Source organism: Woronichinia naegeliana WA131, from assembly GCA_025370055.1.
Classification (GTDB): Bacteria; Cyanobacteriota; Cyanobacteriia; order Cyanobacteriales; family Microcystaceae; genus Woronichinia; species Woronichinia naegeliana.
Genome location: CP073041.1, coordinates 186,725 through 201,138, shown reverse-complemented (window position 1 = coordinate 201,138; position 14,414 = coordinate 186,725). Strand labels below are relative to the sequence as shown.

Genomic DNA, 14,414 nt, shown 5'->3' with positions numbered 1-14,414 from the left:
ATTATGTTAGAAAAAGAGCTTAATTCCTCAGAAAGAAAATTGATTGTTGAAGATAGCGTTGAATCGGTTAATAACCTGTATGCTTTATTAATTGGGATTAACGAGTATAAATATGTTACGAAACTTTCCTATGCGGAACCTGATGCTGAGGCATTATTTAAAGTTTTAATTGATAATGGTTATTCTAGTAATAATATAAGGAAAGTCACAGATAAAAGAGCTACAGAGCCTAATATAGATGGAGGCTTGCGCTGGTTAGCCGACGCTACCAAAAAAGGAGGCACAGCAATTATATTTTTTGCTGGACATGGGGTTTCTATAAATGGTGGGCTACATTCTGGGGAATATTTATGTCCTGTGGATGCTGAAGACGATAGGGTTCATGAAACTTGTGTTTCTCATACAAATTTCACAGAGGCTTTGGGTTCTATTAATGCTGATTATTTAGTTATTTTTTTAGATACCTGTCACTCGTCAGGAATTGGAACACTACAAGGGCATTACAAGGGTTTTTCTCCTGAAACGAAGCACCAAATGCTTAATAAAGAAGGGAGAGTTATTATCACTTCTTGCGGACCTGATGAAGTATCATCGGAATTCCGTTTTTTAGAGAATACTTTCCTTGAACATGGTTTATTTACTTACTATTTATTAGAAGGACTAAAAGGGGCTGCTGCAAATGAGAAGGGAGAAATTAGGGTTATTAGCTTATATGAATATATTTATAAAAATGTAACGCAACATAATGGGAAAGCTATAAAATCCACGCCACAACATCCATTTATAAATGCTGCAACTCAGAATTTTATTATTGCTCAGTCTCCTCCTAAAAAACAATTAATACAAAAACTTCCTGAAATTGGAATAAATGAATTATGGGAAGCCATGAAAACTAATTTTGATAGGCAAGCTTTTGAGATTTTATGTAAGAATTTTAACGAGAGTCTCCTTAGCTTGGAGGGTGAAGATCTTGAGCTAAAAATGCTTTATTTTATTAATAATTGCAAAAAAAATTGTAAGTATGATGATTTAGTAAAGGAGGTACGCCAATATCTTTTTCTGGCTCGTCAATACTCTTAGTACGATCGCTGATCTGTAGGTTAGGTTAACAACAGGAAACTAAACATCCCACTGTTAGAATTATTTAGCACAGACGATGAAGTTTGCGAAAGCGATCATTTTGGATTAGTGCGGTCTGCTTCGCAGTGCCTTCGACAACGCCGTTTCTTTTCAATCCTCAATTAAGCAACTATTACAGACAACCGAACGGTAAAACAAAAGCTTTATATTTTTTATTTAGGGGGAATATTCACAAAAATCCGCAGCGATCAGAACTCATCATGTTTTTGGTATTTAGCTAGGAGTTGGTGTTAATATGTTTGTTAAGTATCGTCAGGAGCCTAGTTAACCGTGCTACTTACCAGAATAACCCTTGATCCCCAAAAAGAAGGCGGGAAACCTTATATCCGAGAACTGCAAATACCTGTGGCAACAGTGGTTAGTCTGTTTGCAGAAGGAATGCGAGATCAAGAGATTCTTAATGCCTTTCCTGGCTTAGAAAAAGAAGACATCCAAGAGGCTTTATATTACGCGGCTCAGGCTATTCAATACAACGGAGAAAATAAAGAAATCCTACAGAAAATCTCAAGAAAGGAAAATTTTTCTTTGTCTTTATCTCAGTTACCCTATGTCAGTGATGAAGAACAAAAAGATATTGAGGAACATTTTGGTTCACCATCAGATTATGATAGAGCAGATTTTGTGGATATGACGGATTGGGTGAAAAATGAAGTTAGTCCTGAGTAAAAATGCTATCAAATTTCTTAAAAAAATCTCGGTAAAAGAAAGTGAAAAAATAAAAAACAAAATTTCCTTCTTACTGAGTTTATCGGAAAAATCAGAATCCATAATCTATGAAGAACTGGATGTCAAACCCTTAAAGGGAGATTGGGAAGGTTTCTCAAGACTTAGGATTGGCAAGGTTAGAGTTATCTTTACAGTTGACCTTATGCAAGATGAATTATTGATTTATGCGATAGATTTTAGGGGAGATATTTACTAATTTGTCAACATCATAAAGGCTGAATTATATGATAAAAACTTGTCCGATTTGGTATTACCCAAAAACTAGAGCGATCGCCGTTTCCATCCTAATTTTTATAAAAAGCGATCGTTTTGGATTAGTGCGATCCCTCTTCTGATTCTGGTCTTATAAAAAGCGATGATTTATGAGATTTTAATAACATTAAATCGCAAAGTAAACATCATTTCTGTAACGTAATTTTTGAGAAAAATCAATAAAAAACAGGAAAATATACCAAGCGAATCTACAAAAGCTAAGATATAATGGCAGAAAAAAGCAGATAACTATAATGGTAAATCTAGAGACAATCCAACAAGAAATTGCGTCTCTTCCCCTCGACGCACAAAAGACCATTCTCGAACTTGTAGATGTCCTAAAAAAACAATATTCTCCCAATCCCCAGGAAACAAAAGAACAAACAACAGAAGATTGGTCTGACTTTATTGGTTGTATAGAAGCCGAACCAGACCTTTCACAAAACTATAAAACCTATTTAACGAGTGAACTGAATCAACAATATGATCATAGTTGATACGGGGTTCTGGCTTGCCCTTGCCAATCAAAAAGACTCACTTTATCCACTCGCAAAAAAGCAATTTCAAAAATTAATAAATGAACAATTTATTACAACCTGGTGCGTCGTCACGGAAACTTGCTATTTACTGCAAAAACGAGTGGGAATAGATGCCCCAAAAATCTTTATTCATAAAATCTCTATAGGAAAACTACAGGTATTCGATCTCAAAATTAAACATTGCCAACGCATTGAAGAACTGATGCAAAAATATAGAGACTTGCCAATGGATTTCGCCGACGCATCTTTAGTTATTTTGGCAGAAGAATTAGGTTCAGGTCAAATTCTTTCCGTTGATTATCGAGATTTCAATACCTATCGTTGGAAAAATACGGAACCATTTCAAAACCTTTTTCAAGAATGAATATAAATTAGTGCGATCGCGGTTCTAATTCTAGTTTTATAAAAAGCGATCGCCCTTAATTAAACAATCTATAATGGATTAGGGAATTTTTATTGAACGATTGTAGTTATGGCACAAGCTCAGGAACCGAACGACAACTATGAAGTGGAGCGTCAATTGAGGAGTCTTAATCGGCGTGTAGAACGTCTGGAAGATACACAAGTGACGGGAAGAGAGCTAAATCGAGGCTTTGATCGGGTTTATGAGGAGATTGATCATCTCGAAGATAAAGTTGATCGTCTTCAATCGGACTTTGAAGGGTTTCGTGATGAGATTAATCAAAAATTAGATACGATTTTACGACATATTACGGGAATCAACTAAACACCGATCGCCCTATAATCCCAATTTCAAACAGCGATCATCTCTCTCAAATCCGATTTAAAAAGCGATCGCCCCTTGTTCTCACCTTTTAAACAGCGATCGCGGTTCCAAATTCTGTTTTTATAAAATGCGATCATTTTGAACTGGTGTGTTAGTCTATATTATTAGAAAAAAAGACATAGGGAGTAATTACTTTGCCTGCTAGAGATTCCAGTCACGAAGCAGTTAAACAGGCAGTCATTAATGATGGTTGGGTAGGGTGCGACCTTTAGTTGATAAAAGCTGTTGTAATCAGGGTTCTACAGGGAACCCATATTGATCAAGTTTTGCCCAAAATTGACTCCATCGTTCCTTCGTCAATACCAAAGCTCGTAGGCTCAAAATAATTCCTGCTCCTTTTTCCTTCCATCGCATCCCTGAACAACATAATCGTTGTTTGACCAACGTCTTACAAGCTGCTTCCGTAACACCTGAACCAATCGGATACTTTTTCTCTATGTATTCAGCATAATCCATTTGATGCTGATGATTCTCGTAATAAGTAATCGCCGCTTGTAGTTTCTCGGTAAGATTCTTAGAATGACTTTTTTCTTCTTTGACTTCTTTCATCAGATTTAGCAGTTCTCCTGCTTTTCCTTTTTCATGCTTGAGTTCTCGACAATTTTCAGTCAACCATTCTTTTTGTTTTGACACTGTATTCGGATGCAACGCTTCTGCCAAGGCACCTAAGTAACCAGAGGCATGATAGAAATCTAATATCTGTTCTTCCGTTTGCTTTTCTAAAAACTTCCAATTTGATTCTGCCCCGTCTGCTATCCCGACCAATGTTGCCTCTGGATAACGTTTTTTCGCTCGCTCAATTTCTCTTTCTAATCTTTCTAGAAAACTCTTTTTTCCATACTCTGGTGCCGCACCTAGATAGATTGTATGTTGACGTTCGCCTTCACTATCGTATAGGGAAACGGTTCCCACCATTGCTTCACGGTAGCCATCCTCACACATCAGCATACAGGTTCCATCTAATCCTATTCCCACTGTTGCAATTTGGCTATCCTCCTTGGGCGGGGCATAACTCCACGCTTCTTCTTTTGCCTGTACCACACTTCCTACTGCTTCACTCAATCTTTGGATATAGGATAGCGCTACTTTTCTACCATGATTTTCTAATAAATCATTTTTCACCTCTTTGCCTGCCATCCCTGACATTTTTGAGGATACCTGTTTTGCCAATAATGGCGTTGATGTTATGATTATCCTTGCTTCTCTTTCTAAGGGGCAATACGTTTTTCCTCAAAGGTGAACGCTGATATACATGACGATTCACTATAACCTCACCATAAGGTGTTTGATATTCTTTCGGTTGCTCTCCCTTACTCTTCCAGATTTCTTCACCGATTTTTAAGGGTGAACCATCTGTATCTAAATATTTCAAGGCTTCTTTGCTGGCGATGCAACCTACTTCGTTTAAGCCTTTTTGAATATTTATTTCTGTATCCAACATTGAACGACTGAGTTCTAATGTTAGTTCTATTTTTATCTTTGAACCCTCTACATTAATTAGTTTTGCTGTCATCATTGTTTCCTCTTTGTCACTTTTCATCCCATGTTAACACTTTTCTTTTCCTTCATCAACTAAAGGTCACACCCGTTGGGTAATTACGGATGATCCCTATGTTATTTCCTATGGCGATCGCTTTTTGTTTGTTGATTTAGGTGCAAGCCGCTTTATTGGCATTTGTCGCGGCGATCAACGCATTGCGATTGAAATTAAGCAATTTAAAGGTCAATCCCAGGTTACTGATTTAGAGGAAGCTATTGGTCAATATTTATTGTATAAAATCTTGCTCAATCAAGTTGATAGTTGATCCAGACCGTGATCTCTATCTAGCAATTTCTGAAACAACCTATAATGATATATTTCGTGAACCCATTGGCCAAGTGGCGATCGCCGAAATTCCGCTAAAACTTCTTATTATCAATATTGAGCATCAGGAGATTATTCAATGGATACCTTAAAAACTTATCAAGAAATTATTAAACAAGTGATTAGTGATTATGCAAAACTGCGGCCATCTCACGGCGATATTCATCTTGATCCAGTATTTGATGATCATCATAGTCGTTAGAGATAGCCATAAAATAAATGATCCGATAGAATAGCAAAAGACAGTTTTAACAAAAAGGTAAATTGTATGCTGAAAAAATCAGTAACGGAAATCAGTGAAGACCTAAAATCGCTGTACATCGAAACAGCCAAAAAACTAAAAGGTAGCGACAGGAGACAATTCATGGCACAGGTTGTACAAGGTTTGGGAATAGGGGGACAAACCTTCGCAGAACGCGAATTAGGGTGGAATAGACGAACAATCCGCAAAGGAACAGAAGAATTAACGAGTGGTCAAGCATTCATAGATGGTCGCAGCCGTAGTGGGCGCAAAAAAATAGAAACAAAATTACCGAATATCTTAGAAGATATAAAGTCGATAGTGGAGCCGAAAAGTCAAACAGACCGAAGTTTTAAAAGTACGCGATTATATACGAGAATAACAAGTGAAGAGGTGCGTAGGCAACTGATTGTACAATCAGGTTATCAAGAGGAAGAACTACCATCATCGGAAACAATCAGAAGAAAATTGAATGATTTGGGGTATAGCTTAAAAAGAGTATTAAAAAGCAAACCGAAAAAAAAGATAGCAGAAACGGAAGCTATTTTTGAACAAATCGAAAAAATCAACAGGGAAGCAGATGAAGACCCAAAGACATTGCGTATATCGCTAGTAGTCCAAGGCGTAAGTTTGGGTGCTATAAAATTTAAGCAGCCAAAACCTTCCCCCGATACGTCCATCAAAAGGGCTTCGCCATAGTGCGGTTAAAATAGTCGATGAATTCAAGAACTGGACAGTGCGAAGTTCTAGGAAAATCAACGAGTTTACTAGGGTTTCAGCCCCCAACGTCCTTCACCCCTCTTCCAGACTCATAATCGCTGAAAGGCTTTCAATGCAAGGCTTTTAGGCATTTTGTCAAAATGTCTGACAGAGAACTTCGCACTCTCCAGTCAAGAATTTGCGTTCTTAAATCATCTTGACTGAGAAAATTTCCTCGTTTCAGTAACTTACGCATTAAAATACCAAACCAAATCTCAATTTGATTGAGCCATGAACAATGCTTCGGTGTGAAGTGAAAAACAATTCGATGATTGGGGTCACTGAGAAAAGTTGCTCTACTCGCCATTGATTGAAGGATGCCACTCTTGCCCTTCTCTCCTAATTCAAGATTAAGTCCCTCAAATTCTGCTACATAGCGAACCAAAGATTCTGACTGATGGGTATTTAGGCAATCCATGCTCAAGTGCCATTTTGCTACATCAGGGCTGGTGGCAATGGTTTTTTGGATATGGCTTAAATAGGGCTTGCTGAAAAAGTCAAAAAACGAAAGAAATGTGGGTTAGGGAAGTATGGACTGAAAAAGCATAGATAACTTATCCTTATGGAAACAAATCAAAATACAGATTTTGTTTAATCTATTGTTCCTTTCTGTCTAAAAAGGTCAACACAAATCACTCCTCACAAAAGAGAGGAAAATTAACACCATTTTTCACAAGAAAAACGACTCTACAACTTTTTACTTTTTGTCTTCTGAAGTAGAGTAGAAAGATTCATTACCAAAAAGTTCATCGCAATTACCGTTTCCGAGGTCTCAGGTAGTTTGGCCATCACTCGACCAAGACTAAATTTCCTCTTTCCCTGTCCGAATTTACCCTCAATGGCATTACGCACTCTTTCATCTGAGCGTGCCTCTTTCTTTTTTTCTTTGCTCACCTCTTTCGGCGGTCTTCCCAATCGGGGACCACTCATTCTTATATCCCTTTCTTTACAATAAGCTCGATTCGCTTTTGTTCGATAGATTTTATCCACATGAACCGATTCCGGATAACATCCTGTTTCCCTTTTATATTCTTCTATTCGCGCTTGTAAATCTCCCGATTCGTTGTAATTATCCCAACTTAATTTGTCTAAGAAGACAAAGCCATTCACATTACTTGCCGATATTTTAGCTCCAAACTCTACTGCTTTTCCCGCTTTTCCACGCACTATTGGACGCACGTGAGGTTGGCTTACACTCACAATTCTGTTTTCTACTTTATTTGTCTTTTTTTCATACATTTCTAACTGTTGCTCATACACTTTTCCTATCGTTACAAGCTCTTCTTGCTCTTTTTTCGTTAGTTTTTCTAACTTTGCTCCCTCTTCTATCATTTTTTCTATATCAGACAAGTTTCTTTTTATATATCCTAGTTGTTTTTTTGTTCCTTTTCTTCTTTCTTTTTTTGACACACGACGTTTTTTTGCTATGGCTAAGTAGGGCTTGCTGAAAAAGTCCACAAAACGAACCTAGATGCCACAGGGCGCGAAAAATGGTGACTTCAGAGATCAGTTTCCAGTTTTACCTCACATTTTTCCAGCAAAGTGCATGGATTTTGAGCCTCCAAATGCCATAACCTTGCATCTGGTCGTTTGTAAAATGCCTGAAAGTATTGTCTAGCAAGGATTTCATCCTTATTCAGCAAACCCTAAGTACTCTTTTCTTGCCACTTCCCTATAAGTCCTCGGCTTTTCTTTCCTTTTCTCTTTTATTTCTTCATACAGCTTATCTATTATTTTTTCTGTTTTCTGGACAGTGGGAAGTTTATGGATGCCAGATAAGGTAATGACTATGCGACGAAAGTAAGCATATCAGGGCTTGAGGAAGAGGCAAGTTTAGCGGTAAGGAATTTAGGCAAAAGCAGACTGGGTGGACTTTGAGGAAAAATCATTTGGGCTTGATGTTGAAGGGCTAGTTGAGCAATCCGTTCACTAGGGTAGCCATAGGATGGTAATGTCCGAAACCATCGAGGAAAATTAGCCCAAATCCCCTGGGGTAACTCTAAGGCGAAAATTTGAAGTAGCCCTAAAGCAATGGCATTAAGGTTAACAAAACGCTCAAAGGCTTCTACCTTGTTTAAAATCTGAGTCTGAACAGCTTGTGGATAGTCACTGAGGATAAGATTGCTGGGCCAGGTAGGTAAAGTAGGAAGACTCTTAAGCCAAAAACGATAGGCAAAGCTGCCCAAAAGATGGACTAATTGACGAAAAGTGACTTCAATCTTAAATCGGAGACCGTAAGCGGCAATAATCTCAGGTCCAGTCAAACAGAGATCAGTAGAAAGCAGAATCAGTCGTCGTCCGTTAGGCAATTGGGTCAGAACAAACTTGACGAGCTGATGGGGACTATCCCAGTGGAACTCAAAGCACTGATAAGAAACCGTGACTTGTTGACCATAGAGCCAGACTTTAGCTGTCGGAAAGTCCGCCGCCAGAGCGAACAGCTTTTCTAGTTTTATCGAACTCCCCCAAATCCGTGGTCGTCCTCTCCCCGTCAGCGTCGGCACGGAACAAAAGGGGGCATAGGCGACGGTGGAGCAACGCACTCTTGTGATTAGATGCAAGGCGTTCTGGCGAAAACTTTTGAGCACTGGTTCGCAAGCAAAATAAGCATCCAAAATTACATAGGGCTTGCTGAAAAAAGCTGAGACCTTTACGGAGAAAAATAGTAGGCGAATTAAGAGGGTGTGACCTTTAGTTGATGAAGGAAAAGAAAAGTGTTAACATGAGATGAAAAGTGACAAAGAGGAAACAATGATGACAGCAAAACTAATTAATGTAGAGGGTTCAAAGATAAAAATAGAACTAACATTAGAACTAAGTCGTTCAATGTTGGATACAGAAATAAATATTCAAAAAGGCTTAAACGAAGTAGGTTGCATCGCCAGCAAAGAAGCCTTGAAATATTTAGATACAGATGGTTCACCCTTAAAAATCGGTGAAGAAATCTGGAAGAGTAAGGGAGAGCAACCGAAAGAATATCAAACACCTTATGGTGAGGTTATAGTGAATCGTCATGTATATCAGCGTTCACCTTTGAGGAAAAACGTATTGCCCCTTAGAAAGAGAAGCAAGGATAATCATAACATCAACGCCATTATTGGCAAAACAGGTATCCTCAAAAATGTCAGGGATGGCAGGCAAAGAGGTGAAAAATGATTTATTAGAAAATCATGGTAGAAAAGTAGCGCTATCCTATATCCAAAGATTGAGTGAAGCAGTAGGAAGTGTGGTACAAGCAAAAGAAGAAGCGTGGAGTTATGCCCCGCCCAAGGAGGATAGCCAAATTGCAACAGTGGGAATAGGATTAGATGGAACCTGTATGCTGATGTGTGAGGATGGCTACCGTGAAGCAATGGTGGGAACCGTTTCCCTATACGATAGTGAAGGCGAACGTCAACATACAATCTATCTAGGTGCGGCACCAGAGTATGGAAAAAAGAGTTTTCTAGAAAGATTGGAAAGAGAAATTGAGCGAGCGAAAAACCGTTATCCAGAGGCAACATTGGTCGGGATAGCAGACGGGGCAGAATCAAATTGGAAGTTTTTAGAAAAGCAAACGGAAGAACAGATATTAGATTTCTATCATGCCTCTGGTTACTTAGGTGCCTTGGCAGAAGCGTTGCATCCGAATACCGTGTCAAAACAAAAAGAATGGTTGACTGAAAATTGTCGAGAACTCAAGCATGAAAAAGGAAAAGCAGGAGAACTGCTAAATCTGATGAAAGAAGTCAAAGAAGAAAAAAGTCATTCTAAGAATCTTACCGAGAAACTACAAGCGGCGATTACTTATTACGAGAATCATCAGCATCAAATGGATTATGCTGAATACTTAGAGAAAAAGTATCCGATTGGTTCAGGTGTTACGGAAGCAGCTTGTAAGACGTTGGTCAAACAACGATTATGTTGTTCAGGGATGCGATGGAAGGAAAAAGGAGCAGGAATTATTTTGAGCCTACGAGCTTTGGTATTGACCAAGGAACGATGGAGTCAATTTTGGGCAAAACTTGATCAATATGGGTTCCCTGTAGAACCCTGATTACAACAGCTTTTATCAACTAAAGGTCGCACCCAATTAAGAACCGCTAGAATGCACGAAAATAGGGTAGAATGCCTCAAAACCATTGCATTAAGAAGAGAGAAAGCAGATGTACCGAAAGCAACAGTACTCAATTGAAACACCAGAAAACTTGAAAAATCTGTTCGGCGGGCAGTTAGACGAAGAAAATCGTTGGATAGAAATGTCAAAAATGATTCCCTGGGAAGAATATGAGGAAGAATATGCAAAAAACTTCACAGAAAAAAAAGGAGCCCCAGCCAAATCATTTAGAATGGCATTAGGAGCATTAATTATCAAAGAAATTTCAGGAAAAAGTGACAGAGAAACAGTAGAACAAATAAAAGAGAACCCTTATTTACAGTACTTTATAGGAATGGAAAGCTATAGTAGCAAAGAAGCATTTAATGCGTCAATGATGGTTCATTTTCGTAAAAAAATAGGAATGGAATTAATAAATAAAATTAATAAAGAAATAGAAAAAAAAGCGACGGGTGTAGCGTCAGAAAAAAAAGAAAATGAAGGAAAGTTATTGTTAGATGCGACTTGTACACCAGCAGATATAAAATATCCAACGGATATAGGAATATTGAATGATGCCAGAGAAAAAACAGAAAAAATAATAGATAAGCTGTATGAAGAAATAAAAGAGAAAAGGAAAGAAAAGCCGAGGACTTATAGGGAAGTGGCAAGAAAAGAGTACTTAGCCATAGCAAAAAAACGTCGTGTGTCAAAAAAAGAAAGAAGAAAAGGAACAAAAAAACAACTAGGATATATAAAAAGAAACTTGTCTCATATAGAAAAAATGATAGAAGAGGGAGCAAAGTTAGAAAAACTAACGAAAAAAGAGCAAGAAGAGCTTGTAACGATAGGAAAAGTGTATGAGCAACAGTTAGAAATGTATGAAAAAAAGACAAATAAAGTAGAAAACAGAATTGTGAGTGTAAGCCAACCTCACGTGCGTCCAATAGTGCGTGGAAAAGCGGGAAAAGCAGTAGAGTTTGGAGCTAAAATATCGGCAAGTAATGTGAATGGCTTTGTCTTCTTAGACAAATTAAGTTGGGATAATTACAACGAATCGGGAGATTTACAAGCGCGAATAGAAGAATATAAAAGGGAAACAGGATGTTATCCGGAATCGGTTCATGTGGATAAAATCTATCGAACAAAAGCGAATCGAGCTTATTGTAAAGAAAGGGATATAAGAATGAGTGGTCCCCGATTGGGAAGACCGCCGAAAGAGGTGAGCAAAGAAAAAAAGAAAGAGGCACGCTCAGATGAAAGAGTGCGTAATGCCATTGAGGGTAAATTCGGACAGGGAAAGAGGAAATTTAGTCTTGGTCGAGTGATGGCCAAACTACCTGAGACCTCGGAAACGGTAATTGCGATGAACTTTTTGGTAATGAATCTTTCTACTCTACTTCAGAAGACAAAAAGTAAAAAGTTGTAGAGTCGTTTTTCTTGTGAAAAATGGTGTTAATTTTCCTCTCTTTTGTGAGGAGTGATTTGTGTTGACCTTTTTAGACAGAAAGGAACAATAGATTAAACAAAATCTGTATTTTGATTTGTTTCCATAAGGATAAGTTATCTATGCTTTTTCAGTCCATACTTCCCTAACCCACATTTCTTTCGTTTTTTGACTTTTTCAGCAAGCCCTACATAACTCCCTGCCTCTGCGTAAGTAACACAAAGGTCAGCCATTTTTGTCACCAGGCTCGTCTTCACCTTTTTTTTGCCTTTTCCCTCCCCCTTCTCGGTTGCTTTGGACTTGATGCCATCGTCTAGCCGCAACACTAAGGGCAAGGCAAAGCAGGCTTTCCCTACTCCCACCAAAATACTCAAGGCATTGAAGTAATGACCCCTTATCCACTCTGGCTTGGACACATCTTCCGATTCTTGGTGTAGTCGTTTTACACCTGGCATCTTGCGTCCTTCTTTCCCCACTTTGATGCCATCACCCACATACACCCGTTTCCCTTTAATTCTGTATAGACTTTCATGCTGACTTAGCCACTTTGACCATTGTAAAGTTAGTCCTTCGACCCTAAACGCCTTGGAATCAAACCAATGTAGAGCCTGATTGTAGTAGCTCTCTGTTCAGCCAATGGCATTGACATAGCTAGTTATTGCGCTGGGTTGGCTGTTGAGCACTACTCCCCAGACTAACAGGATAAACCATTGGAACGTTGCTTCTCGGCTAAAGGCTGGACGGAGATTATTGAGGATTTGCTCTAGTCGCTGACATAGTTGCATAATTGATAGATAGCACTGGCTATCGATTTTCTTATATCAGCCAGTTTCGGACATAACGGCACTCTTTTGTATCGGATGTCCGATTTTCTTTTCTCCACTTACACGCCTCGAGAACTTCCCACTGTCCAGCTGTTTTTTCTCTGGCATCATTCAATATTCCTATATCCGTTGGATATTTTATATCTGCTGGTGTACAAGTCGCATCTAACAATAACTTTCCTTCATTTTCTTTTTTTTCTGACGCTACACCCGTCGCTTTTTTTCTATTTCTTTATTAATTTTATTTATTAATTCCATTCCTATTTTTTTACGAAAATGAACCATCATTGACGCATTAAATGCTTCTTTGCTACTATAGCTTTCCATTCCTATAAAGTACTGTAAATAAGGGTTCTCTTTTATTTGTTCTACTGTTTCTCTGTCACTTTTTCCTGAAATTTCTTTGATAATTAATGCTCCTAATGCCATTCTAAATGATTTGGCTGGGGCTCCTTTTTTTTCTGTGAAGTTTTTTGCATATTCTTCCTCATATTCTTCCCAGGGAATCATTTTTGACATTTCTATCCAACGATTTTCTTCGTCTAACTGCCCGCCGAACAGATTTTTCAAGTTTTCTGGTGTTTCAATTGAGTACTGTTGCTTTCGGTACATCTGCTTTCTCTCTTCTTAATGCAATGGTTTTGAGGCATTCTACCCTATTTTCGTGCATTCTAGCGGTTCTTAATTCGCCTACTATTTTTCTCCGTAAAGGTTTCAGCTTTTTTCAGCAAGCCCTAAATAGTCTGCCTCTGTGCGAGTATTTCCGACTGTAGAGCAGATTACTTGACCCTTGGCCACATCAAAACTGGCTATTAACGTTTGAGTGCCGTGACGAATATATTCAAATTCTCGACCTTGAATCTTCCCCTGAGACATCGGAAGGTCTGGTGCTTTCCGCTCTAATGCTTGAATTCCCGTCATTTCATCTAGAGAAATAGTCTTTTCTCCCTTTTCCTCTCCTAAAATTGCACTCTCATAGGCTTGGCAGATATCATTCACTTTTTCCCCAAAATTTGGGTCAGGGGGGGATTCAGCCAGTATCCTGACTGATGGGGTTTAATATCTGCTTCTTCCCATAATCTTCCTACCTGTCGAGGAGATATACTTTCCACTATTCCTTGCTTTACTAATTCCTCGGCTAATTCTCGTCCTGTCCAGTGACTTATCGGACGCTCATAATTCTTTGGGTCATCACAGGCTAATTTGAACAACTTCAAGATTTGTTCGCGTTTAAACTTGGCGGGTGCTCCACTACGTTCAGCATCTTTGATTCTTTCTGTTATTTCTATACCTCGCACGGTGATAATTTGCGTTTTTTAGTTCAGCCCCCCTAGCCCCCCAAGTTTTGGGGGAACCATTCTCTATTTATCGGTTTCAAAGTCCCCCAGCATTGGGGGATTCAGGGGGCGAAAATCTCAATCCATGACCTGCCAAGTATATTTCACTTTTCTGTCCTGCTATCCATCTTTCTCTCCATTGACTTGCCATTTTTCGGCTGATTTTTAATTTTCTAGCAATTTCTCGATTATTTTCTCCCTCATCGGCCAGAAGCACTATTTTTGCCCTTAAGGCAATTTGCTGCTCTGTTGTATGACGATTTATCAGTTTTTCTAGATGTTCTCGTTCTTTTGCTTCCAACTTTAACTCTTTGGGGGCTAATCGGGGCATGACTTTTTCTCCTATATACCTATATTTATCTTTTTATCGGTTGCCTAATAATAGTATCTTAACTTACGCCTTAGACTACTAGATAATCAGGA

General features: G+C 38.6%; 16 protein-coding genes and 6 pseudogenes. 12 read left to right on the top strand and 10 right to left on the bottom strand.

Annotated elements, in window-relative coordinates; translation table 11 throughout:
* Positions 1 to 3: 3 nt before the first annotated feature.
* The 6 genes from KA717_01055 to KA717_01030 all read left to right on the top strand — a co-directional run bounded on the left by KA717_01055 (position 4) and on the right by KA717_01030 (position 3,384).
* Positions 4 to 1,080 (top strand): caspase family protein, encoded by a 1,077-nt coding sequence (locus tag KA717_01055; GenBank protein UXE61605.1) that lies wholly within the window; start codon positions 4 to 6, stop codon positions 1,078 to 1,080.
* A 330-nt stretch (positions 1,081 to 1,410) separates the two neighbouring features.
* Positions 1,411 to 1,806 carry a DUF433 domain-containing protein gene (locus tag KA717_01050; GenBank protein ID UXE61604.1) on the top strand — a complete coding sequence of 132 codons (396 nt, stop codon included), beginning with the start codon at positions 1,411 to 1,413 and terminating at the stop codon, positions 1,804 to 1,806.
* Positions 1,787 to 2,062, top strand: a complete 276-nt coding sequence (locus KA717_01045; GenBank protein ID UXE61603.1) for a type II toxin-antitoxin system RelE/ParE family toxin — start codon at positions 1,787 to 1,789, stop codon at positions 2,060 to 2,062. Before KA717_01050 ends, KA717_01045 begins: the two co-directional genes overlap by 20 nt.
* A gap of 310 nt (positions 2,063 to 2,372) precedes the next feature.
* Positions 2,373 to 2,615 carry a CopG family transcriptional regulator gene (locus tag KA717_01040; protein UXE61602.1) on the top strand — a complete coding sequence of 81 codons (243 nt, stop codon included), beginning with the start codon at positions 2,373 to 2,375 and terminating at the stop codon, positions 2,613 to 2,615.
* Positions 2,602 to 3,021, top strand: a complete 420-nt coding sequence (locus KA717_01035) for a PIN domain-containing protein (GenBank protein ID UXE61601.1) — start codon at positions 2,602 to 2,604, stop codon at positions 3,019 to 3,021. Before KA717_01040 ends, KA717_01035 begins: the two co-directional genes overlap by 14 nt.
* A 108-nt stretch (positions 3,022 to 3,129) precedes the next feature.
* Positions 3,130 to 3,384: a hypothetical protein gene (locus tag KA717_01030; GenBank protein UXE61600.1), complete on the top strand. Its 255-nt coding sequence runs from the start codon at positions 3,130 to 3,132 to the stop codon at positions 3,382 to 3,384.
* 291 nt (positions 3,385 to 3,675) lie between these two features.
* Here the strand turns inward: KA717_01030 and KA717_01025 are convergent.
* Positions 3,676 to 4,957 (bottom strand): annotated as a pseudogene (locus KA717_01025) (ISKra4 family transposase).
* A 124-nt stretch (positions 4,958 to 5,081) separates the two neighbouring features.
* On the opposite strand from KA717_01025, the gene KA717_01020 reads away from it, so the two are divergent.
* The 4 genes from KA717_01020 to KA717_01005 all read left to right on the top strand — a co-directional run bounded on the left by KA717_01020 (position 5,082) and on the right by KA717_01005 (position 6,248).
* Positions 5,082 to 5,249, top strand: a complete 168-nt coding sequence (locus tag KA717_01020) for a hypothetical protein (protein ID UXE61599.1) — start codon at positions 5,082 to 5,084, stop codon at positions 5,247 to 5,249.
* A complete protein-coding gene (locus KA717_01015; GenBank protein UXE61598.1) occupies positions 5,239 to 5,400 on the top strand; it encodes a hypothetical protein in 162 nt (53 codons plus the stop codon). Before KA717_01020 ends, KA717_01015 begins: the two co-directional genes overlap by 11 nt.
* Positions 5,388 to 5,510: a XisI protein gene (locus tag KA717_01010; GenBank protein UXE61597.1), complete on the top strand. Its 123-nt coding sequence runs from the start codon at positions 5,388 to 5,390 to the stop codon at positions 5,508 to 5,510. The genes KA717_01015 and KA717_01010 overlap by 13 nt, the downstream gene beginning before the upstream one ends.
* Positions 5,511 to 5,576: 66 nt before the next feature.
* Positions 5,577 to 6,248, top strand: coding sequence for a hypothetical protein (locus KA717_01005; GenBank protein UXE61596.1), 672 nt, complete (start codon positions 5,577 to 5,579; stop codon positions 6,246 to 6,248).
* Positions 6,249 to 6,489: 241 nt separating this feature from the next.
* On the opposite strand, the pseudogene KA717_01000 reads toward KA717_01005, so the two are convergent.
* From KA717_01000 to KA717_00990, 3 genes and pseudogenes are all read right to left on the bottom strand, one after another.
* Positions 6,490 to 6,726 (bottom strand): annotated as a pseudogene (locus KA717_01000) (transposase).
* A 269-nt stretch (positions 6,727 to 6,995) separates the two neighbouring features.
* Positions 6,996 to 7,751: pseudogene (locus KA717_00995) on the bottom strand (transposase).
* Between the two features lie 344 nt (positions 7,752 to 8,095).
* A complete protein-coding gene (locus KA717_00990; GenBank protein ID UXE61595.1) occupies positions 8,096 to 8,923 on the bottom strand; it encodes a hypothetical protein in 828 nt (275 codons plus the stop codon).
* 139 nt (positions 8,924 to 9,062) lie between these two features.
* Between KA717_00990 and KA717_00985 the strand changes: the two are divergent.
* Positions 9,063 to 10,344, top strand: a pseudogene (locus KA717_00985) (ISKra4 family transposase).
* A gap of 109 nt (positions 10,345 to 10,453) precedes the next feature.
* A pseudogene (locus tag KA717_00980) lies at positions 10,454 to 11,791 on the top strand (IS5 family transposase).
* A gap of 155 nt (positions 11,792 to 11,946) precedes the next feature.
* On the opposite strand, the gene KA717_00975 reads toward KA717_00980, so the two are convergent.
* From KA717_00975 to KA717_00950, 6 genes and pseudogenes are all read right to left on the bottom strand, one after another.
* Positions 11,947 to 12,330: a hypothetical protein gene (locus tag KA717_00975; GenBank protein UXE61594.1), complete on the bottom strand. Its 384-nt coding sequence runs from the start codon at positions 12,328 to 12,330 to the stop codon at positions 11,947 to 11,949.
* Positions 12,331 to 12,459: 129 nt separating this feature from the next.
* Positions 12,460 to 12,615, bottom strand: coding sequence for a hypothetical protein (locus KA717_00970; GenBank protein ID UXE61593.1), 156 nt, complete (start codon positions 12,613 to 12,615; stop codon positions 12,460 to 12,462).
* Between the two features lie 130 nt (positions 12,616 to 12,745).
* Positions 12,746 to 13,266, bottom strand: a pseudogene (locus KA717_00965) (transposase).
* A 102-nt stretch (positions 13,267 to 13,368) separates the two neighbouring features.
* The gene (locus KA717_00960) at positions 13,369 to 13,653 is read right to left on the bottom strand and encodes a hypothetical protein (GenBank protein UXE61592.1); all 285 of its coding nucleotides are present in this window, start codon (positions 13,651 to 13,653) and stop codon (positions 13,369 to 13,371) included.
* Positions 13,650 to 13,952, bottom strand: coding sequence for a helix-turn-helix domain-containing protein (locus KA717_00955; GenBank protein ID UXE61591.1), 303 nt, complete (start codon positions 13,950 to 13,952; stop codon positions 13,650 to 13,652). The genes KA717_00960 and KA717_00955 overlap by 4 nt, the downstream gene beginning before the upstream one ends.
* Before the next feature lie 76 nt (positions 13,953 to 14,028).
* Positions 14,029 to 14,322: a helix-turn-helix domain-containing protein gene (locus KA717_00950; GenBank protein UXE61590.1), complete on the bottom strand. Its 294-nt coding sequence runs from the start codon at positions 14,320 to 14,322 to the stop codon at positions 14,029 to 14,031.
* Positions 14,323 to 14,414 lie beyond the last annotated feature (92 nt).